This window comes from Microbulbifer mixtoriginis (SeqCode) (assembly GCF_052467705.1).
The window spans coordinates 4,509,904-4,532,159 of sequence record NZ_CP174322.1; the positions used below are offsets into that span (position 1 = coordinate 4,509,904).

Sequence of the window (22,256 nt, forward strand, 5' to 3'; positions counted from 1 at the left end):
TAAAATCAGTGTTTCCTCAAAAAACACTTTAAAGACTCGTAGTTTTTATCGATAGACTCCAGCGTGAGTCATGCTGTAAAAAATAATCTTCAATAAAGACGGCAACCCAGCAGTATGATTACTGCTGGGTTGCCGAATTAATACTCTAATTATTAGGCATTAAAAAAGAGAGTTAGTGGACTACCGGCTCGCGCAGTAGTAACAATGGACCAGTGCCATCGTCGCCACCACAGCTATCAACATTTCTCGGTTTGAAACGATGGTTAAAGATCAACTCAACATCCTTAACCGCATTGAGATCTACCAATGAGCCATACCGATCTGCCAGCTTGAGTGACAAGCGCCAGCCAGTGGCGGCGACACTGCGTTCTTTAAACGCGCTGGTAATCGTGGAATTTGAACCAGTACCACTATTAAACACATCCAAGTTTGCAGACATAGAGACACGGTAGCTATTTCGGAACGCCAGACCAGTTCCCTCAACGGTATCCCAGAATCGAGTACTATGAGTAATAAATTCGTCCTGAATACCAATACCCTCCGTATTTTCTACCAGGGTTCCCGGCGTTTTGCTGCGCAAGAAGCTGGTACCTCCGTAAGTCAAAAATGCAGGCGTTTCTGTTTCACCACTAACACTATATGCAAGGGGGATATTAAGCCCAACGGTTTCAATTTTATCCAGGTAATTACCGCCAGTTGCCAAGCAAGACAAATCGCCGTTGTCGGCAATAACCGGCCCCAGGAAGAAGTTACTGCGCGGTAATTCTTTCACAGTACTAAATTCCACGGTTACCCAGGTATCACTGCCGTATTTACGCGACAACAGGCGCAGCTTTTCCTGCAAAGCTTGCTGCGGGCTTAAGCGCGGACCGCCTTGTTGAGCAGGATCCGGATGGACGTAGGTCTGTGCAATACCGTTGATATCATCTACATAGCCAAACACATCATCCTTCAGAGAGAAGGTGTCCGTCGCCTGCTCTATACTTCCAAGCTTATGGAGTTGATCGAAAGCCAAAAGCTCACTATAGAAATCTCTAAGCTCCTGCGCATTGCGCAAACGGAAAATACTTTCCTTTCTGAAGCCAGTGACTGAACCCACAAAAGATTCCTGCCACTTGTATTCCAGTGCACTGGCCGCGTAGAACAACCACTTCTGTGCTTCTTCAAAGTAACGCTCCGCACGCAGTACTTCAGTCGTCAGGCGGCTGGCATGGATCGGGTCGGCAAAATAACGCTCAGCCAGATTGGCATTAGTAGTGAACATCTGGTTCATAACCCGCTGTGCCTGATTCAGCATGCCGACTAAACGTTCAACTTCTTGCTCAACCGTAGCTTCCGCTTGGGCAATATCCAGCGCGATGGTATTTGCTTCCAGCCACATAGTGCGCACGCGAGCCTTACTCTCCACACCCAGTAGTCTATTTGAGCTGTCGTTTAAGGTCGCGCGTTCTTCCGCCGCTAGGCGGGCGCTCTCTGCCTCCAATTTACCAATATCTTTAATCGTTTTTATATTGCGGTTGTGCTCAGCAACGGTTTCTGCGGTTTCTTTTACCGTTTGCGCTAGTTGAGCCCAGTTTTGACTCACGATAGCTGCTACCGACTTCACAATCCCTTTAAACAGGCTACCCCGCTTTCTAGACTGTTCCGCCTTTTTGCGAATTTTGGCAATCTGCTGCTTAATTGAAACCTGCTTAGAGCCGTAATCCAGGATGATCTTCGACATGCCGTCGACGATACCCTCTTCCTCCGCACGTCGCTCGATTTCGATTTCAATCGCACTCAGCAGGTCTTCCATACGCTGCAGGTTGTTGCTCAGTGCAATTTCCGCAATATCGATATTGTTCGCCTGCAGAGAAATTTCACTACCGTTCTGCGCATCCTCCGTGACAATCACACAGTCCTCGGCAAAGCAGTTGCTCGGAAACTCCAGGCCCAACAGGCTGTACAGCCAGTTGCCCAACTGCTGGTGGCGGTCGGTATATTCCGTGGCCAGCTTGTCGGCACTGTGGCGGTAGTTCTCGTAGCTGGTTTTTGCGGCGGCGAGACTATTCTGTGCGGTGGCAATAGGGCCACTGCTGTCATTACCGAGGAAGTCACTCAGTGCATTGAAGGAATCAAACACGGTGTTGCCATCAATACCGTAACCCTGTACCAGCAACACTGAGTCCTGCGGCAGGCCCAGAATGTTGGTTTCGCCCGTGAGCCAGCTCACGGAGTTTTCCAAATCGCTGAGATGGGTTTGCCATGCATACACCGCTTCGGGCAGACCAGAGAAACCTTGCACCTGGGTGAAGTCGGTATTCGGGAAGATCGCACGCAATGATTGCTCTTTAGCAATCAACTCACTGCGCAGCGTATTCATCTCGTCAACCATTTGTGCCAGCAGGGTGGTATTGGTCTGTCCGGCAACGACGGCCAGACGCGCTTGCTGCACTTTAGTAGAAGCCAATTTGCTCATCAGCTGATAGAGCATGGTGACATCTTTGTAACCGGTGAACAGTAATTCTGCTGGGGTTACATCTTTTTGTGCCAGGTCGTTGGGGTCGTAGTAGCGGGGGCTAATTTGACCACGGGAGGGACCCCATTGTGCTAAAAACTCCGGTGCATAGGTCAGCAGGGAGTTGTACTGCTCCAGGGCATCCTTCAGCAACTGGTGTGCAGTTTCTATATGGCCAACTTCGACCTCTACCGCTTCGTTACGCAGGCGGCTAATACGGGCATTATCCAGGGCTTCATTAGCCAGGATCATTTCCGCTACCGCGCGATCGTAGTAAACATCCAGCGTGAAACGTTGCAGGTTTTCATTGTTGGGATGATGAGTGAGCTGCTCAAAAATAAACGCTTCCACATCTGTGGCACGGTTACGCTCGGCAGTGTCATACAGGCTGGAAAACTCAACCGTGGCTTCACCACTCGCATAAGGGTTAATCACCGTATTGGTGTTGGTATCAACGATATACATCAGGTCCAGGTAGCGGAAGGCCGCTCTATCCCGGGAGAAAATACCCTGGGCAGGATTTTCCTGGGCCGCAGGTACCTGATCGGCTTCGTTGTAGTACAGCTGCTTGCGAATCTGTACCGTGGGATCCAGCTCCATCGTTACCGTGAAGGTATTACTAAAGTCGGAAGAGCCCGCTTTGTTCACGGCCTGTACACGATAATCGTGCGTACCGAATACTAATGGAGAGGCATTGTATTTATAGCTATTACCAGTACCGTTATACACGGTTTTCCAGCTGCCATTATTCATACGTTGCTGCAGCAGATAACTATCAGTTTCGGCAACTGATGGCCAGCTTACGGTATACGCTTCGCCAGTAGAGGAAGGTACGGTGATATAACTAGGTGCTACGGGTGGCTTCAGCAACGCTACGGTGGCGCAGGCTTCCGGTGAATAGTTGGACTGATCTGTTGAGGTCAGTGCACGCACCCGGTAGCAGTGGCGCCCGTCTTGCAAGTTACTCAGCTGGTAGCTGCGTGCAGTGCCGCGATAAAGCTGCTTATTTGCACTGTCTACCACTTGATATTCAACGGTAAGACCGCCTTTTTTAACTTCGCTCCAGCTAAGCTTGACCTTGCCATCCCAGCTGTTGGTTGGCGAAGCTGAGGCTACGGGCACACCAACAGCGCGATCGACTTTAACCGTTACTAACGAGGAGTAGTTGGAGCAAGTGCCCTTGGCATTACAAGCGCGAACCTTATAGCTATAAGAGCCATTGCTAACACCAGAGAAACTCTTACTTAAACCAGAATCATTGTACAGAGTGGAGCCACTGCCATCGACCAACTGATAACTGGTGGCAAACTGCTTGGTATTCCAGCTGACAGTATATTTACCATCGAGGCTGGTGGTGGTATTTAATTTAGGTGTTGGTACGCCAGGACGGAAATAGACTTCTAAATCTTTACTTTCTCGATAGCCAGAGCAAGTGCTATTACAGGCCCGCACTCTAAAGCGGTAAGTACTACCATGGCTCAGGGAGGAAACCGTTGTACTGGTAGATGAACCAGAATAAATATTGCCGGACCAATTGCCGTTATCCTTGCGCTGTTGTACCTCGTAGCGAGTAGCCCCGCTGCTGGCAGCCCAGCTGATGCTAACGCTGCTAGAGGAGGTATAACTGGGAACAGTGATAGAGGTTGGGGTTGATGGAGTCAGCTCTACCTTTATGGTTCCGCCGTTCTTATAAGCACCACATAAATTCTTTGCGGTGTTACAGGCTCGTACACGATATTGGTAGTTACCACTAGAGCGGCCACTTTCATCAAAGCTAGTTTTAGAACCGTTATAAACCCTGCTCCAGGAGCCACTATTTACCCTACGGTAGAGCTCATACCGGCCTGCACCAGTACTGGAAGACCAGCTAACCTTGTAAGCCCCATCACTATCGAAAGTGCCGTAATTGATACTGGAGGGCGCTGCTGGTTGAAATATAACGTTAACGGTATGAGTGCCTAACTTAACCCTATTGAATCGGGAAGCAGGGCAAGATGTAACTTTATCTTCCCAATCATCAGGGGAGATAATATCTGGAGTACAGTGTTCATGCCAATACTCATAAAAGTATTTACCGGCAGAAGAAACGGTTACAGATTTAGTAGAGTTTGAACTGGAAAACCCATAGTCTAATGAAATATTCCGAGTAAAAGTTCCATTTTTATACTCTTTTAGATATACACCCATTATCCCAAGTGGCGCTACAGACTTATATGACAAGGAATATTTCCCATCAGTATCTGTGCTCGGCCCGCTCAAGGCAGACCCATAAGCAATAGCACTGGCACTTAAAACCTGCAGCACAAAAAAGTTACGAACAAGAGTCAACATTTTAAAAACCAAATAACTATGATTCACATAGACATAAAGCCAAAAAGCCTTGACAACTCACAACAATTAAAAAATCACCACGAGCAGCAAAAAAAGCTTAAGACCATCCTTTATACAACAGAACCGCAGATGACTTTCCTCCCTAAGTTTACTTATATCCATTTTCAGAAAAATATTTACTATAAATCCAACCCCAAAAAATAGCATGGAATTTTATTGGGAAACGCAGCCTATCATCAACAACTACACTCCATTCAAAACCACAAAAAACCCCACCGGAGTCACAACCCATCCAACCACAACAATCAAACTAGATAAAAACACTTAATGCGTACCAACCACCAAGCGAAAAGAGAAAGTAAAAATATAAAAATCCTCCAACAGCATCTCAGCATACTTTGAAACCAGATAATTTTACAAAAACGCAAAACCTCACTAGCAGCTCAGCAAAAGACTCGACGCAAAAACTAGAACAAAACCAGCATTGAATTCCGCAAGGGTTTCATACGTGCGGAATAATTATCACCAACAATTAATTCGCTGTCTGCAGCAGGGTTTGTCTTTCTATCTAGCATGATGACTGGACAGATACTAGCCGGCACAGCGCCCACTATTGCGGTGTAATATCAGATCTTAATTATGTTTACGATTCTGCGGGTACTGGGCTTGGTGCTTTTGTAGCGATTGCGCTATGTGCGAAGCATTTGTTTGATGATGGCGAAAGGGCCCGTATTGAATAGTTAGCCTAGAAATCACATTGACCGCCCTTATAATTACTATAAGTATATGCTTACATCCCCAAAATAAATTTCACGCCTTACAAAAATAAATACAATAAAAACTATTAGAGCACAAATTTTCGATTTAAACTGGATCATATATAGCAACTCACAGAGCCCATGAACTGACTATATATGGGCCAAACACAAATTATTTTAACCCAACCCATAAATAGGTCTTTCCTAGAAAAAAGCGACACACCTCTCACTCACGAAGAGAGGTTAAATTCTAGCCTCAGGGGATCTATATTTGACATAAATCGCCCCAGACCTAGTAAAAACTCCCATAAAAACTGGCTAGCTCATACACAAACCTTCAAACCAAACAAAAAACTTCACCTACCATTTCCAACAATACCAATATCATTTGAAATAACATAGAAGTAATTTACAGCATACTAACCCCTATAAGAAACCCAAAAAAAGCCCGCGACACGGGCTTTTTTCAGCTAATACGGTATTCCCACATAAAGCCTAGATTTTCTTTAAAGAATTAGCATCCTTGCAAACTTAAAATATAAATACAACCAAATATCATTCCGCCCTTGCAAACACAAGAAATTTTAAGCTTTTCACATTTTCATAATTAGAACTTGAAATTCTTACTTCTACATCGCTATCTTCAAGCTCAACAAAGTCCCCACAAATCTCGCCAGCAGCCGAATATATCATATCAAGCTCATCCTCATTCAATTCTCTTTGAACATACGCCAAAACTTTCAACTTATTATCTAAACTGACTTCAATAGATATAAAACGCATAGCAGAGCTTATATTAAATAATAGCGCCCTCTGAGCCGACAACAATAAATTTGACCGATCTATTTTCATTATCTAAAGGCCTTTGTTTGGATTAACAGGGACTATTTTGGGAGACTTCAATGACTGAATCATAAAAACGTTAGTTCTCACATTCACATCAGGCAGACCATTTGGATTTCCAACATTTACATACCTTCCTGTTACATTATCAACTTTGATTGTAACCGTACTTTGCTTGACGTTTTCACCTATAAGCTTGTAATTCCCAGAATTTAAGTTATCAAGAACTTTTTGTGCATCCTCAAGAGAATCCAAATAACTTTTATTCTCAGGTGCTGTTCCTTTTATATGCCTCATTTGCTTTTGCGCACTAACTTTCTCAGCAAATTGAAGTGTAGTCTTCGCAGCTTTAGTTGCCTTAACCCAGCTCACAGCACCCTTAACTAGGTTTGCAGCCCCCTTAAAGACTCCCATTGCAGCCCGACTAAGTACCGCTGCCCCAATAGCAACCTCATCAACTGGGGATATCATCATTAGGCCGACAATAGCCCCTTCAGCCTCAGCCTGAATCTCTTCTTTATATTGTTGTTCAGTTATTTCACCAGACAAATACTTTTCGTCTCTATGCTTCATCCGAATATCAAAGCGTGTCTCTATAAGACCATTCGGATCCACATAATTAATCGGGTTATTCCGCGCATAACGATAAGGTGTCCAACGCTGTGGATCCGTAAAACGTCCCGAGTGGTTTAGCACCGGATCCGGGCTGATAAAGGTACCAAAATCAGACTGCAGGTAACGTCGTTCGAAGTAGCCTAACCCTGTAGACTTATCCAACTCTTTACCCGCATAGCGGTAAGGTGCTGCGGTACTATCGCCGAAGACATTTTCCAGCTCGCCGTAAGACTTATAGGTAAAGGCATTAACGATCTTGCCAGCCTTATCCAGGGTCAGGTCGGTAGAACCTATATGGGTATGCAGGTAATACTCAGTCGGCGTGAACACTTCCCCACTCTGGTCACTGCGGGCAATACGTTTCTGACCAACACTGATGTACTTCAGTAATTTGCCATCACGTACTTCACTATCTCCGTCGATATACAGGGTGACGCTGCGGGCTCCGCCTGCACGTTCGGTGATTTTAAAGCGGCGCTGGTGTTTAAAGTCATAACCGTACTGGTCAGCGGCTTGCTGATTACCGGCGTAAGTCAGGCGCTGGTCGTGGTCCCAGTGGTAGGTCTGGTCACCGGCTTGCGTACGATTACCGTTGTCATCGTATTCAATCAGGCCTTGGGCCCAGCTCAACGCTTGGGGGCCGGGCAGGCTGCCACGGCTGCTGCGGTTGGAGGCGCCAGTGTTGCCATTGTCATGGCTGCCGCCGTAACGCAGATCTGTGATCTGGGTATTTCCAGCGGTGGCCATATCTGCCAGATCGACACTCGCGCGGCCCACTTGCAGCAGGTTGCCGATTTTGTCGTAGCTGTAATAAACCTGCTCGATATCGTCGGCAACGCCGGTCAGGCGATAAACATCGTCGTAGCTGTAGACAATATTTTTTGCCAGGGAGGCTGCCTGGGCACTGGTTGCGCCGAGTTCGGCAGCCATTGCGGCGAGGGCGTCGCTGGGGCGTTTATCATCGATACCGAGTACATTGGAGACGGCATCAAAACGGTAATCCCACTGTTGCAGTGGCAGGGCGTCCCCGCTGCGCTGGGTGCGCAAGCCGGCCAGTCGCTGGCGCTCGTCAAAGCCCCAATCAGTTTCAACACCATTGGCCAACCCTTGGTGTTGTAAAACACCATTGGCGGTATAGTCCAGACGCTCCACCACTCCCGGGATGCGCTCGAGCAGGCCGCGGGCGTTATATTCGAAGTTCACCCGGCTATTGTCGGGGTAGAACTGCTGTGTCATACGCCCGGCGCTGTCATAGGCGAAGCGCGTGGTGTAGAGAGGGCTGTCAATTTGTGGGCCGGTGATCTTGCGCTGGCGCTGTACGACTCTGCCGCGCGCGTCATAACTCCACTGTTCAAAGCCGGCTTGGTCGATCACTTTGGCCAGGCGCCCAAGCAGGAAGGCACCGCCCTCTTCGCCGCGCTGGTCGTACTGGTAGCTGACTACCGGTGAAGTAGAGCCCAGCTGCAAGCCCGGTTGCCAATTTGCGCCGCTGGGAGCTTCTCCTCGCGGTGATAATTGATACTCGGCAAAGAGGCGGTTGGCGCCATCGTAGCGATAGTGCCGCTCCTGCCCCAGGGCATCGCGGGTGGCCAGTAGGTTGCCGGCATCGTCAAAGTACTGCCAGCGCTGTCCGCGGTTGGGGTCGTCCAAGAAGCGCATGCGCCCCAGGTCGTCGTAGTGCATGGTGCGCACATTATTTTGTGCATCCTGCAGGCGGGTAAAATTATTATTGAGGTCGTAGTCGTAATAGGTGGACCAGGTGGCACCACCGATGCCGCCCTGGGTATTGGCTCCAACAATTTCATCCACTTGCCTCAGGCGGTATTCACCCTGCGCCGTTTGCAGGCCATCAAACACCAGTTTTTTGGCGGCGCCATGGTGAACACTGTTCGCACGAGTTTGCTCTTCATCTTCCAGCACCTGTGCCATGGGCAAATAGGTGATGCGATTGAAGACACTTTCCCCACTTTGCGCGGTATAGGGCTGATAAACCTCCTGGGTACGCCCTTGGGCGTCGTAAAGATATTGTCGGTGGTGCTGACCTTTATCATTAGCGCGATAGGCGAGCCCCTGGGCAAAGTAAGGCAGTGCGGTCTGCACTACCTGGCCGCGCGCATTAAAGTTACTGTGATCGCTGACCACAACCTGTCCCGGTTGCTCGGCTTCACTGCGCACCATCAGGGTGCGGCCCAGACCGTCGTAAAAACGGCGGCTGTCGATGGTACCGCTAGCACCACTCCGCTCGCGCTGGCGAGTCTCTACCCAGCTGATACGGTGACCATCTACCATCTGCGCCAGTTGGTAATCGTACTCGACCGTGGGGAGTTGCAGGCTGTCCCCTGGCTTGGCCATGGCGGTGAGGCGTCCATGGCTATCGTAACCATATTGAGTCTGCTGCCCGTTAAAGTCGGTGTAGTCGGTAAGTACACCGAGGCCCTTGTCATAACCCGCACGAGCGGTGAGCCAGCGGCTGCCGGTATGCAAACCCACTTCTGTTGGGAAGGTGTGATATTGCGAGTCGTAAGTGACTTTGGTTTGGTGGCCTGTGTTGGCATCCCACAGGGGGTCATAACTTTGGATGCGGTTGCCGAAGGCATCGTAGCGGTGGCGCTCTGCGGCAACATAGGCATCTGCACTCTCAGCATCGTGCCAGAGTCGACGCAGGGTCAGGTTGCCCTTGGAGACCGCGCCTAAATTACCAGCGGAGAAACTTTCATCATCGTAGAACCACTGCTCTTTGGCCACAGCGCGGCCCGATAGGTCGGTAACCTTGCGCTCTAGCGGTAGGTGCAGGAGCCAGTGGCCCTGTGCAGAGGCGGATTCCGCACTGAAGCGCAATTGGGTAATACGCTCATCCTGCCAGTTGCCATCGGTACGGCCCAGCTCTTTGATATAAGTGGTATTGCCGTAATTATCGTAGTCATACTCCCAGGCAAGGGTCACGGGGGTACCACTGCCCCGCTCCAGCATATGCTGCTGGCGTTCGGTCATAGCCGCAAACTCGACTTTGCGGCTTTCCTCGGCATAACCAGACAGCAGTTGGCGCAACTCCCACTGATTTTCCTCGCGCCAGAAAATTCCGCCGAAGGCATCGCGGGTTTCTATTTGTTTGATCTTGCCCTGTAGGGCTTCCTGTTCGGTGCCATCGGCTTTTTGGCCCAGGTGGAATTCGTAGCGGGTTGCCAGTGTCGGGGTACTGGCATCGCCCACGCGGCGCTCTTCACTGTGTGCAAAGCCCTGGAATTCTTTATCGGCAGCATCGTAAAAGCCGTCCCAGTAATCCATCTCGGTGGTTTGCTGTTCACCACCGCGGCCATCATCCACAACAACGCGCTTAAGTACCTGCATTGCCACAGGGATACCCTGCGACCAGGGGCTGTTACCCTCGCGGTCTCTCACCATCTCCTCGACAACAGAGCCGTACTCCAGGGTCGTCAATGCACCCAGGCCATTGTCGATCGTTTTTAGCTGATTCGGTTGCTCATTGGGGAATAGCTCTGCGAAATAAAAAGTATTAGCACCGCGACCGGGGCTGTACCAAACAATATCCGTAGAGCCGTTACCATTAATATCGACCAGGCGCACTTCTTCGGCGGATACATTTCCCTGAGCTTGAATTAATTGTGGCTGACTAAACTTTGCCAGCTGATGTTGCTTGGTATCCAGGCCCTGGTTCAACCATAGCGATACCTGAGTGCCATTGAGGTAAATTAGATCCGCACGGCCGTCGGCATTGATATCAGTAACACGAACATTCTTGAGGTTGTGTAACGTATCGGGACTATTGGCAAACACTACTGCGGGAGCAAAACCCTGCAGGCCACGGTTAGCGTAGTAAGCCGCGTAGCCATTGCTGACCCAAACCAGATCAGGCAGACCATCTCCGTTCATATCCCGGAGAAAGACATTGGGATCACCCAAACGCATAGCTGCGGTGCCTGTGGGCATCGGCAATTGAATAGGCTGTGACCAACCATCGGGGTGGTTCAGCTGCACCACATGGGATAAAACCTTACCGCTGCTATTGGTTATCGTCGCAAAGACATCGATACGTTTGTCATTGTTGATGTCCAGCATATCCACATGGGGACTATCGAGAGGAATATAGAGTCCATCTATAGCACCGCTATACTGCCAACTATAGTTATCATCAAGATGAAAGTAATGGGTACTACCAGAGCTATACTGCAATAGATTCACATCACCAGCGCCATCAATATCAGCCCAGGTGACCGAGTCACTGGAAATACGGCTGGTAGTGAAAGTATTCATTTCACGATAACTCTGCCATTGCGGCAGGCCATCTTTATCAGGACCTAAATTAAGCCAGTAAACGTCTTTATTCGGTGCCGTATTAACAACATCTGGCAAACCATCCCGGTTAATATCCAAGAAGGCGACATCGGGGTTATTCAGTGGTACCTGACTCGCAGCCGGCATCGGTGACATAAACACCTGATCCTGCTGGTAGTGGGTGTAGCCATAGCGCACTGGTGGCAGGGTTACCGTAGATTCGCCCTCGCCTGCACTGGAATGGACTTCCTGTAACAATGAGAGGCTTTGCCATTCCGTTAGCGGCTGATAGGAAAATTCGTATTTACGTAAGTGGCGCCCGGCAAATTGTGTTTCCACGCGCTGCAAGCGATAAGCGGTTTTAATCTCAAAACCCGCTTTATAATTTGTTAGGACGTCAGGGCGGTCTTCATAGTGAAACTGCACCGCCATATCGCCATTCGTATTATATTGAATCCTGTCCAGATAAATCTGAACGCCATCATCCAACTTGCGATATTGATAGTCGATACGATTGCCATGGGTATCTTCTACCGCCTCTAGATACCAGGAGAATACCGATGTGCCGTTGTTGCCACTGACTCGGCTATTAGAGTCTTGCCCCAAATACCAACGCAGACCGTTGGACTGTGTCACCAGCCAACCCTTCGACAGGCGCTCGTAGCGAGCAAAATCACTGGCATTTTTGGTGCGATAAACACCGTCTTCGACTAGAACTAATTCTTCGCCCAGGTGATTGATAAACGTATCAAACTCATCAAACTCGTCGGTGCGACCATCGCGGTCATTATCCTGCCGATCAGTCTGGCCCCACTCTGAATAATTAGGCAGGCCCTTGTCGGTTTGACGCTGGATATAGGGAATAACCAGTTTATGCCCCAGTCCTAATAGCCCGTTACCAAACCCGCTGTTGTATTCCAGTGATACATCCGGAGCCAGTCCATTACGCCCAGGGGGCACAGCCAAGTTCACTAGACGTGAACTGGTGCCGGTATTTAAATTAGGGGTGAAAGCCTCACCGAGCCCGGAGATACTGCCCGGGCCTGTCGGCAGATTGAGAACGGGCGCTTGCAAAGCGGTGTGTTCATTGGCGGCAACAGCAGCCGTAGATGACACAACCATGCAGCAAGAAAGCAATAAATTGCGCAGCATAAGCATCCTTGTTTTTAAAATCAGTGTTTCCTCAAAAAACACTTTAAAGACTCGTAGTTTTTATCGATAGACTCCAGCGTGAGTCATGCTGTAAAAAATAATCTTCAATAAAGACGGCAACCCAGCAGTATGATTACTGCTGGGTTGCCGAATTAATACTCTAATTATTAGGCATTAAAAAAGAGAGTTAGTGGACTACCGGCTCGCGCAGTAGTAACAATGGGCCAGTATCGCCATCGTCATCACAGGTATCTATATTTCTCGATTTGAAACGATGGTTAAAGATCAGCTCAACATCTTTAACCGCGTTGAGATCCACCAGCGAACCAAAGCGATCTGCCAATTTAATTGACAAGCGCCAGCCAGTAGCGGCGACACTGCGCTCTTTAAAGACGCTAGTCATTGAAGAGCTGGAACCTGTGCCACTATTAAACGCATCCAAGTTCGCAGTCATAGATACACGGTAGCTACTGCGGAAGGCCAGATTAGTTCTATCAGTAGTATCCCAGAATCGAGGTGTATGGGTGATAAATTCATCCTGAATACCAACACTGTCCCCATTTTCCACCAGGGTTCCCGGCGTTTTACTGCGCAAGAAGCTGGTACCACCATAAGTTAGGTAGGCCGGAGTTTCTGTTTCACCACTGACGCTGTGTAGCAGAGGAATATTAAGTCCTACAGTTTCGATTTTATCCAGGTAATTACCGCCGGCTGCCAAGCAGGCAAGATCTCCATTACCCGCAATAACCGGCCCCAGGAAGAAGTTACTGCGCGGTAATTCTTTCACAGTACTAAATTCCACGGTTACCCAGGTATCACTGCCATATTTACGCGACAACAGGCGCAGCTTTTCCTGCAAAGCTTGCTGCGGGCTTAAGCGCGGACCACCTTGTTGAGCAGGATCCGGATGGACGTAGGTCTGTGCAATACCGTTGATATCATCTACATAACCAAACACATCATCTTTCAGCGAGAAGGTATCCGTCGCCTGCTGAGTCCCGTTAAGGCTGCCTAACTGATCAAAAGCCAGCATTTCACTATAGAAATCTCTAAGCTCCTGCGCATTGCGTAATCGGAAGATATCTTCCTTTCTAGAACCAGTCACTGAACCCACAAATGATTCCTGCCACTTGTATTCCAGTGCACTGGCCGCATAGAACAACCACTTCTGCGCTTCTTCAAAGTGACGTTCCGCACGCAACATTTCCGTAGTCAGGCGGCTGGCATGGATCGGGTCAGCAAAATAACGTTCGGCCAGATTAGCATTAGTAGTGAACATCTGGTTCATAACCCGCTGTGCCTGATTCAGCATGCCGACTAAACGTTCAACTTCTTGCTCAACCGTAGCTTCCGCTTGGGCAATATCCAGCGCGATGGTATTTGCTTCCAGCCACATGGTACGCACGCGCGCTCGGCTTTCGACATCCAACAATTTATTGCTGCTGTCATTCAGTTCAGCTCGCTCTTCAGCGCCCAAGCGAATGCTCATTGCTTCCAGCTTACCAATTTCTTTAATACTTCTGAGATTGATATGACTAGAAACCACCTGATCAATACCTTGCTCCAACAGGCCTGAATCCTTTAGGTAGAATGCTTTGATTGCACCGCCTATTACTTTCAGGAAACCATCGCGTTTTCTGGATTTCTCCGCTTCTTTACGAATTTTGGTGATTTGCTTAGAAATGGATTCCTGCTTGGAGCCGTAATCCAGGATGATCTTCGACATGCCGTCGACGATACCTTCTTCCTCCGCACGTCGCTCGATTTCGATTTCAATCGCACTCAGCAGGTCATCCATGCGCTGCAAGTTATTGCTCAGTGCAATTTGCGCAAGCTCAATATTGTTTGCCTGCAAGGCAATTTCACTACCCTGCTGTGCAGACTCTTCAACAATAATGCAATCTTTGCTAAAGCAGTTACTCGGAAAATCCAGGCCCAACAGGCTGTACAGCCAGTTACCCAACTGCTGGTGGCGGTCGGTATATTCCGTGGCCAGCTTGTCGGCACTGTGGCGGTAGTTCTCGTAGCTGGTTCTTGCGGCGGCGAGACTATTCTGTGCGGTGGCAATAGGGCCACTGCTGTCATTACCGAGGAAGTCACTCAGTGCATTGAAGGAATCAAACACGGTGTTGCCATCAATACCGTAACCCTGTACCAGCAACACTGAGTCCTGCGGCAGGCCCAGAATGTTGGTTTCGCCCGTGAGCCAGCTCACGGAGTTTTCCAAATCGCTGAGATGGGTTTGCCATGCATACACCGCTTCGGGCAGACCAGAGAAACCTTGCACCTGGGTGAAGTCGGTATTCGGGAAGATCGCACGCAATGATTGCTCTTTAGCAATCAACTCACTGCGCAGCGTATTCATCTCGTCAACCATTTGTGCCAGCAGGGTGGTATTGGTCTGTCCGGCAACGACGGCCAGACGCGCTTGCTGCACTTTAGTAGAAGCCAATTTGCTCATCAGCTGATAGAGCATGGTGACATCTTTGTAACCGGTGAACAGTAATTCTGCTGGGGTTACATCTTTTTGTGCCAGGTCGTTGGGGTCGTAGTAGCGGGGGCTAATTTGACCACGGGAGGGACCCCATTGTGCTAAAAACTCCGGTGCATAGGTCAGCAGGGAGTTGTACTGCTCCAGGGCATCCTTCAACAACTGGTGTGCAGTTTCTATATGGCCAACTTCGACCTCTACCGCTTCGTTACGCAGGCGGCTAATACGGGCATTATCCAGGGCTTCATTGGCCAGGATCATTTCCGCTACCGCGCGATCGTAGTAAACATCCAGCGTGAAACGTTGCAGGTTTTCATTGTTGGGATGATGAGTGAGCTGCTCAAAAATAAACGCTTCCACATCTGTGGCACGGTTACGCTCGGCAGTGTCATACAGGCTGGAAAACTCAACCGTGGCTTCACCACTGGCATAGGGGTTGATCACCGTATTGGTGTTGGTATCAACGATATACATCAGGTCCAGGTAGCGGAAGGCGGCTCTATCCCGGGAGAAAATACCCTGGGCAGGATTTTCCTGGGCCGCAGGTACCTGATCGGCTTCATTGTAGTACAGCTGCTTGCGAATCTGTACCGTGGGATCCAGCTCCATCGTTACCGTGAAGGTATTACTAAAGTCGGAAGAGCCCGCTTTGTTCGCGGCCTGTACACGATAATCGTGCGTACCGAATACTAATGGAGAGGCATTGTATTTATAGCTGTTGCCAGCACCGTTATACACGGTTTTCCAGCTGCCATTATTAATACGTTGCTGCAGCAGATAACTATCAGTTTCGGCAACTGATGGCCAGCTTACGGTATACGCTTCGCCAGTAGAGGAAGGTACGGTGATATAACTAGGTGCTACGGGTGGCTTCAGCAACGCTACGGTGGCGCAGGCTTCCGGTGAATAGTTGGACTGATCTGTTGAGGTCAGTGCACGCACCCGGTAGCAGTGGCGCCCGTCTTGCAAGTTACTCAGCTGGTAGCTGCGTGCAGTGCCGCGATAAAGCTGCTTATTGGCACTGTCTACCACTTGATATTCAACGGTAAGACCGCCTTTATTAATTTCTGTCCAGCTTAATTTTACTTTGCCATCCCAGCTACTAGTGGGCGCTGCAGACAGCACAGGTATACCAACAATACGATCCACTATAACGCTGACCGGTGAAGAGTAAACGGAGCAGGTGCCTTTAACATTACAAGCGCGCACCTTGTAGCTGTAGGTACCATTGCTAATGTCAGTAAAACTCTTGCTCAGGTCAGAACCATTGTAAACAGAGGAGCCATTGCCATCTACAACCTGGTAGCTGGTGGCAAACTGCTCAGCGTCCCAACTAAGCTCATATTTACCATCGAGGCTGGTGCCCGGATTTAATTTTGGCGACGGTTCGCCTGGGCGAATATAAACTTGCAAGTTGCCACTTTCCACATAGCTAGAGCACGTGGTATTACAGGCGCGTACTCTGTATCGATAGGTACTGCCATGAACCAAGAAGGAATCAGTTTTACTGGTTGCAGGGCCTGAGTAAACGCCTGACCAACTGCCGTTATCCCTGCTCTGTTGCAGTTCATACCGTGTAGCTGTGCTGCTGGCAGCCCAGCTGATGTTAACGCTGCTAGAGGAGGTATAACTGGGAACAGTGAGAGAAGATGGGGTTGATGGCGTTTTCTCTACTTTGAGGGTCCCACCGGTTTTATAATCACTGCACATATTGGATGTACAGGCTCTTACGCGATATCGGTAGCTTCCATTGGATTTACCAGTTTCATTAAACTGGGTGCCAGATGAATTATAAATTCTACTCCAAGAACCCCCATTTATACTGCGCTCAAGCTCATAACGACTGGCCGTAGAACTTGATGACCAACTAATGGAATATGAACCATCGCTATCAAAAGTCGGATAATTTATAGTAGAAGGCGCAGAGGTAACAGATACATCACGGCACACCTCTTTTGTACCCACACGTGCTGGTCGGTTAGTGCTAACCGTACCCGTTACACCCTCTGCTTTAAAGCAAAGAGAATAATTGCCATCGGCAGTTAAGCTGACTACTCTCGAACCGGATAATGGAGGAGATTTATCGATTATAGTCTCTTTTCCGTTGAGAATCTGAATAATAGAATAGACTTCCTGCCGTCTATACAACGTGGAAGGACCGAGATCATATTCTTTCCAATTAAGTGTAGCCTTTCGATTTGAGTAGCTGAGCGTGAAGCTTTTTGGTAACTCAAGAACACAAGCTTCTAAAAGGTTTGTACCCGGCTCAAATAGCTTCTCACATGAAGCCAGAACCTCTCCTGAAAAACCTGCAAGAGAAAAAAATCCCAAAGCAAACAACGAGCGAGAAAATTTTGATGATTTTGTCATATGAACATAAAACTCCCTTTACATCGATAATTTAAATTTATCATCACAAAATTATGCAATTACTAGATAACTGCCTCACTTTAAGGAAACTTTCAATGCCAACAACTAAAGCGGAAAGGCAGCAACTTATGAAAACATTTTCAATATAAATAATGAATAGAACAATAACACATGGTTATTTTCAAACCTTACTCCTAAAAATAGCTTGGAGGTTAATTACACTATGGCTGTGAATTATGAATTGACTCTTACCCTTATTTCTCAGATCACACTAAGAAAAGTTAATTTTTCAAAAGAATGGCAACTCAGTAACACTATTGATACTGGGTTGCCAAAAAAGCGCTCTAGTTATTAGACATTAAAAAAAGAATTAGTGGACTACCGGCTTGTGCAGTAGCAGTAGAGGACCAGTATCACCATCGTCACCACAAGTATCTATATTTCTCGACTTGAAGCGATGATTGAAGATTAACTCAACATCCTTAACCGCATTGAGATCTACTAATGAGCCATAACGATCTGCCAACTTGAGTGATAAGCGCCAACCACTGGCGGCAACACTGCGCTCTTTAAAAGCTCTGGTCACTGTAGAAACGGAAGCTGCACCGCTATTAAACACATCGAGATTTGCAGCCATTGGCACTCGAAAACTGTTGCGGAATGATAGATTTGCTCCATCAACGGTATCCCAGAAACGCGGGGTATGGGTAATAAATTCATTCTGGATACCTACACTATCCGCACTCTCCATCAAGGTTCCCGGCGTTTTACTGCGCAGGAAGCTAGTGCCACCATAGGTTAGGTAGGCCGGAGTTTCTGTTTCAGCACTAACACTGTGCAGCAAGGGAATATTGAGCCCAATAGTCTCAATTTTATCCAGATAAGACCCACCTGCAGCTAAACAACTCAGATCGTTATTACCTGCAATAACTGGCCCCAGGAAGAAGTTACTGCGCGGTAATTCTTTCACAGTACTAAATTCCACGGTTACCCAGGTATCACTGCCGTATTTACGTGATAACAGGCGCAGCTTTTCCTGCAGTGCTTGCTGCGGGCTTAAGCGCGGGCCACCTTGTTGGGCAGGATCCGGATGAACGTAGGTCTGTGCAATACCATTGATATTATCCACATAGCCAAACACATCGTCCTTTAGAGAGAAGGTGTCCGTCGCCTGTTGAGTGCCACTGAGATTACGTAACTGATCAAAAGACAACATTTCACTATAGAAATCCCTCAGCTCCTGCGCATTGCGCAAACGGAAAATACTTTCCTTTCTGAAGCCAGTGACTGAACCCACAAAAGATTCCTGCCACTTGTATTCCAGTGCACTGGCCGCGTAGAACAACCACTTCTGTGCTTCTTCAAAGTAACGCTCCGCACGCAGTACTTCAGTCGTCAGGCGGCTGGCATGGATCGGGTCGGCAAAATAACGCTCAGCCAGATTGGCATTAGTAGTGAACATCTGGTTCATAACCCGCTGTGCCTGATTCAGCATGCCAGTCAAACGTTCCACTTCCTGCTCAACCGTAGCTTCCGCTTGGGCAATATCCAGCGCAATGGTATTTGCTTCCAGCCACATAGTGCGCACGCGAGCCTTACTCTCCACACCCAGTAGTCTATTTGAGCTGTCGTTTAAGGTCGCGCGTTCTTCCGCCGCTAGGCGGGCGCTCTCTGCCTCCAATTTACCAATATCTTTAATCGTTTTTATATTGCGGTTGTGCTCAGCAACGGTTTCTGCGGTTTCTTTTACCGTTTGCGCTAGTTGAGCCCAGTTTTGACTCACGATAGCTGCTACCGACTTCACAATCCCTTTAAACAGGCTACCCCGCTTTCTAGACTGTTCCGCCTTTTTGCGAATTTTGGCAATCTGCTGCTTAATTGAAACCTGCTTAGAGCCGTAATCCAGGATGATCTTCGACATGCCGTCGACGATACCCTCTTCCTCCGCACGTCGCTCGATTTCGATTTCAATCGCACTCAGCAGGTCTTCCATACGCTGCAGGTTGTTGCTCAGTGCAATTTCCGCAATATCGATATTGTTCGCCTGCAGAGAAATTTCACTACCGTTCTGCGCATCCTCCGTGACAATCACACAGTCCTCGGCAAAGCAGTTGCTCGGAAACTCCAGGCCCAACAGGCTGTACAGCCAGTTGCCCAACTGCTGGTGGCGGTCGGTATATTCCGTGGCCAGCTTGTCGGCACTGTGGCGGTAGTTCTCGTAGCTGGTTTTTGCGGCGGCGAGACTATTCTGTGCGGTGGCAATAGGGCCACTGCTGTCATTACCGAGGAAGTCACTCAGTGCATTGAAGGAATCAAACACGGTGTTGCCATCAATACCGTAACCCTGTACCAGCAACACTGAGTCCTGCGGCAGGCCCAGAATGTTGGTTTCGCCCGTGAGCCAGCTCACGGAGTTTTCCAAATCGCTGAGATGGGTTTGCCATGCATACACCGCTTCGGGCAGACCAGAGAAACCTTGCACCTGGGTGAAGTCGGTATTCGGGAAGATCGCACGCAATGATTGCTCTTTAGCAATCAACTCACTGCGCAGCGTATTCATCTCGTCAACCATTTGTGCCAGCAGGGTGGTATTGGTCTGTCCGGCAACGACGGCCAGACGCGCTTGCTGCACTTTAGTAGAAGCCAATTTGCTCATCAGCTGATAGAGCATGGTGACATCTTTGTAACCGGTGAACAGTAATTCTGCTGGGGTTACATCTTTTTGTGCCAGGTCGTTGGGGTCGTAGTAGCGGGGGCTAATTTGACCACGGGAGGGACCCCATTGTGCTAAAAACTCCGGTGCATAGGTCAGCAGGGAGTTGTACTGCTCCAGGGCATCCTTCAGCAACTGGTGTGCAGTTTCTATATGGCCAACTTCGACCTCTACCGCTTCGTTACGCAGGCGGCTAATACGGGCATTATCCAGGGCTTCATTAGCCAGGATCATTTCCGCTACCGCGCGATCGTAGTAAACATCCAGCGTGAAACGTTGCAGGTTTTCATTGTTGGGATGATGAGTGAGCTGCTCAAAAATAAACGCTTCCACATCTGTGGCACGGTTACGCTCGGCAGTGTCATACAGGCTGGAAAACTCAACCGTGGCTTCACCACTCGCATAAGGGTTAATCACCGTATTGGTGTTGGTATCAACGATATACATCAGGTCCAGGTAGCGGAAGGCCGCTCTATCCCGGGAGAAAATACCCTGGGCAGGATTTTCCTGGGCCGCAGGTACCTGATCGGCTTCGTTGTAGTACAGCTGCTTGCGAATCTGTACCGTGGGATCCAGCTCCATCGTTACCGTGAAGGTATTACTAAAGTCGGAAGAGCCCGCTTTGTTCACGGCCTGTACACGATAATCGTGCGTACCGAATACTAATGGAGAGGCATTGTATTTATAGCTATTACCAGTACCGTTATACACGGTTTTCCAGCTGCCATTATTCATACGTTGCTGCAGCAGATAACTATCAGTTTCGGCAACTGATGGCCAGCTTACGGTATACGCTTCGCCAGTAGAGGAAGGTACGGTGATATAACTAGGTGCTACGGGTGGCTTCAGCAACGCTACGGTGGCGCAGGCTTCCGGTGAATAGTTGGACTGATCTGTTGAGGTCAGTGCACGCACCCGGTAGCAGTGGCGCCCGTCTTGCAAGTTACTCAGCTGGTAGCTGCGTGCAGTGCCGCGATAAAGCTGCTTATTTGCACTGTCTACCACTTGATATTCAACGGTAAGACCGCCTTTTTTAACTTCGCTCCAGCTAAGCTTGACCTTGCCATCCCAGCTGTTGGTTGGCGAAGCTGAGGCTACGGGCACACCAACAGCGCGATCGACTTTAACTGTTACTAACGAGGAGTAGTTGGAGCAAGTGCCCTTGGCATTACAAGCGCGAACCTTATAGCTATAAGAGCCATTGCTAACACCAGAGAAACTCTTACTTAAACCAGAACCATTGTACAGAGTGGAGCCACTGCCATCGACCAACTGATAACTGGTGGCAAACTGCTTGGTATTCCAGCTGACAGTATATTTACCATCGAGGCTGGTGGTGGTATTTAATTTAGGTGTTGGTACGCCAGGACGGAAATAGACTTCTAAATCTTTACTTTCTCGATAGCCAGAACAAGTGGTATTACAGGCCCGCACTCTAAAGCGGTAAGTACTACCATGGCTCAGGGAGGAAACCGTTGTACTGGTAGATGAACCAGAATAAATATTGCCGGACCAACTGCCGTTATCCTTGCGTTGTTGTACCTCGTAGCGAGTAGCCCCACTGCTGGCAGCCCAGCTGATATTAACGCTGCTAGTGGAGGTATAACTGGGAGCAGTGATAGAGGATGGAGTTGATGGCGTTTTCTCTACTTTGAGGGTTCCACCGGTTTTATAATCACTGCACATATTGGATGTACAGGCTCTTACGCGATATCGGTAGCTTCCATTGGATTTACCACTTTCATTAAACTTGGTGCCAGATGAATTATAAATTCTACTCCAAGAACCCCCATTTATACTGCGCTCAAGCTCATAACGACTGGCTGCAGAACTTGATGACCAACTAATGGAATATGAACCATCGCTATCAAAAGTCGGATAATTTATAGTAGAAGGCGTAGAGGTAACAGTTACCTCACGACAGGTCTCCCTAGTAAATGGACGTCCTACAAATCCATTCCCATCTAACCCCATAACTCCTTCTGCCTTAAAACAAAAGGAATAAGTACCATTGGCTGTTAAATTAACAACACGAGAACCAGTTAAAGGCGGATAGTGATCTAAAACGGTCTCCTTTCCGCTAACTCTTTGAACAATGGAATTATCTTCATTTCTTATTTCTCCGCTCGATAGAGAATACTCCTTCCAGGCTAAAGTAGCCTTGCGGTTCGAATAGCTGAGTGTGAAGCTAGC

At 48.6% G+C, this 22,256-nt stretch carries 7 protein-coding genes; 2 read left to right on the forward strand and 5 right to left on the reverse strand.

Annotated features, from left to right (window positions below; genetic code table 11):
• Positions 1–172 precede the first annotated feature (172 nt).
• Positions 173–4,828: a fibronectin type III domain-containing protein gene (locus ACJJIB_RS19665; RefSeq protein WP_444887286.1), complete on the reverse strand. Its 4,656-nt coding sequence runs from the start codon at positions 4,826–4,828 to the stop codon at positions 173–175.
• Positions 4,829–5,368: 540 nt separating this feature from the next.
• Between ACJJIB_RS19665 and ACJJIB_RS19670 the strand changes: the two genes are divergently transcribed.
• Entirely contained in the window at positions 5,369–5,452 is an 84-nt protein-coding gene (locus tag ACJJIB_RS19670; RefSeq protein ID WP_444888950.1) for an ABC transporter permease, read from the forward strand.
• Positions 5,453–6,141: 689 nt separating this feature from the next.
• On the opposite strand, the gene ACJJIB_RS19675 is transcribed toward ACJJIB_RS19670, so the two are convergent.
• The 3 genes from ACJJIB_RS19675 to ACJJIB_RS19685 form a co-directional block, all read right to left on the reverse strand.
• Positions 6,142–6,438, reverse strand: a complete 297-nt coding sequence (locus tag ACJJIB_RS19675) for a MafI2 family immunity protein (protein ID WP_444887287.1) — start codon at positions 6,436–6,438, stop codon at positions 6,142–6,144.
• A gap of 3 nt (positions 6,439–6,441) precedes the next feature.
• On the reverse strand, positions 6,442–12,489 hold the full coding sequence (locus tag ACJJIB_RS19680; protein ID WP_444887288.1) for a toxin TcdB middle/N-terminal domain-containing protein: 6,048 nt from the start codon (positions 12,487–12,489) through the stop codon (positions 6,442–6,444).
• 187 nt (positions 12,490–12,676) lie between these two features.
• On the reverse strand, positions 12,677–16,690 hold the full coding sequence (locus tag ACJJIB_RS19685; RefSeq protein WP_444887289.1) for a fibronectin type III domain-containing protein: 4,014 nt from the start codon (positions 16,688–16,690) through the stop codon (positions 12,677–12,679).
• A gap of 502 nt (positions 16,691–17,192) precedes the next feature.
• On the opposite strand from ACJJIB_RS19685, the gene ACJJIB_RS19690 reads away from it, so the two are divergent.
• Entirely contained in the window at positions 17,193–17,354 is a 162-nt protein-coding gene (locus tag ACJJIB_RS19690; protein WP_252083431.1) for a hypothetical protein, read from the forward strand.
• A 366-nt stretch (positions 17,355–17,720) separates the two neighbouring features.
• Here the strand turns inward: ACJJIB_RS19690 and ACJJIB_RS19695 are convergent, their stop codons facing one another.
• A complete protein-coding gene (locus tag ACJJIB_RS19695) occupies positions 17,721–22,037 on the reverse strand; it encodes a fibronectin type III domain-containing protein (protein WP_444887290.1) in 4,317 nt (1,438 codons plus the stop codon).
• Positions 22,038–22,256 lie beyond the last annotated feature (219 nt).

Bases quoted from the DNA above. Each gene is read 5' to 3' on its own strand.
- ACJJIB_RS19665 (WP_444887286.1), bottom strand. From the start codon at position 4,828: ATGTTGACTCTTGTTCGTAACTTTTTTGTGCTGCAGGTTTTAAGTGCC.
- ACJJIB_RS19685 (WP_444887289.1), bottom strand. From the start codon at position 16,690: ATGTGCAGTGATTATAAAACCGGTGGGACCCTCAAAGTAGAGAAAACG.
- ACJJIB_RS19675 (WP_444887287.1), bottom strand. From the start codon at position 6,438: ATGAAAATAGATCGGTCAAATTTATTGTTGTCGGCTCAGAGGGCGCTA.
- ACJJIB_RS19695 (WP_444887290.1), bottom strand. From the start codon at position 22,037: ATGGGGTTAGATGGGAATGGATTTGTAGGACGTCCATTTACTAGGGAG.
- ACJJIB_RS19680 (WP_444887288.1), bottom strand. From the start codon at position 12,489: ATGCTGCGCAATTTATTGCTTTCTTGCTGCATGGTTGTGTCATCTACG.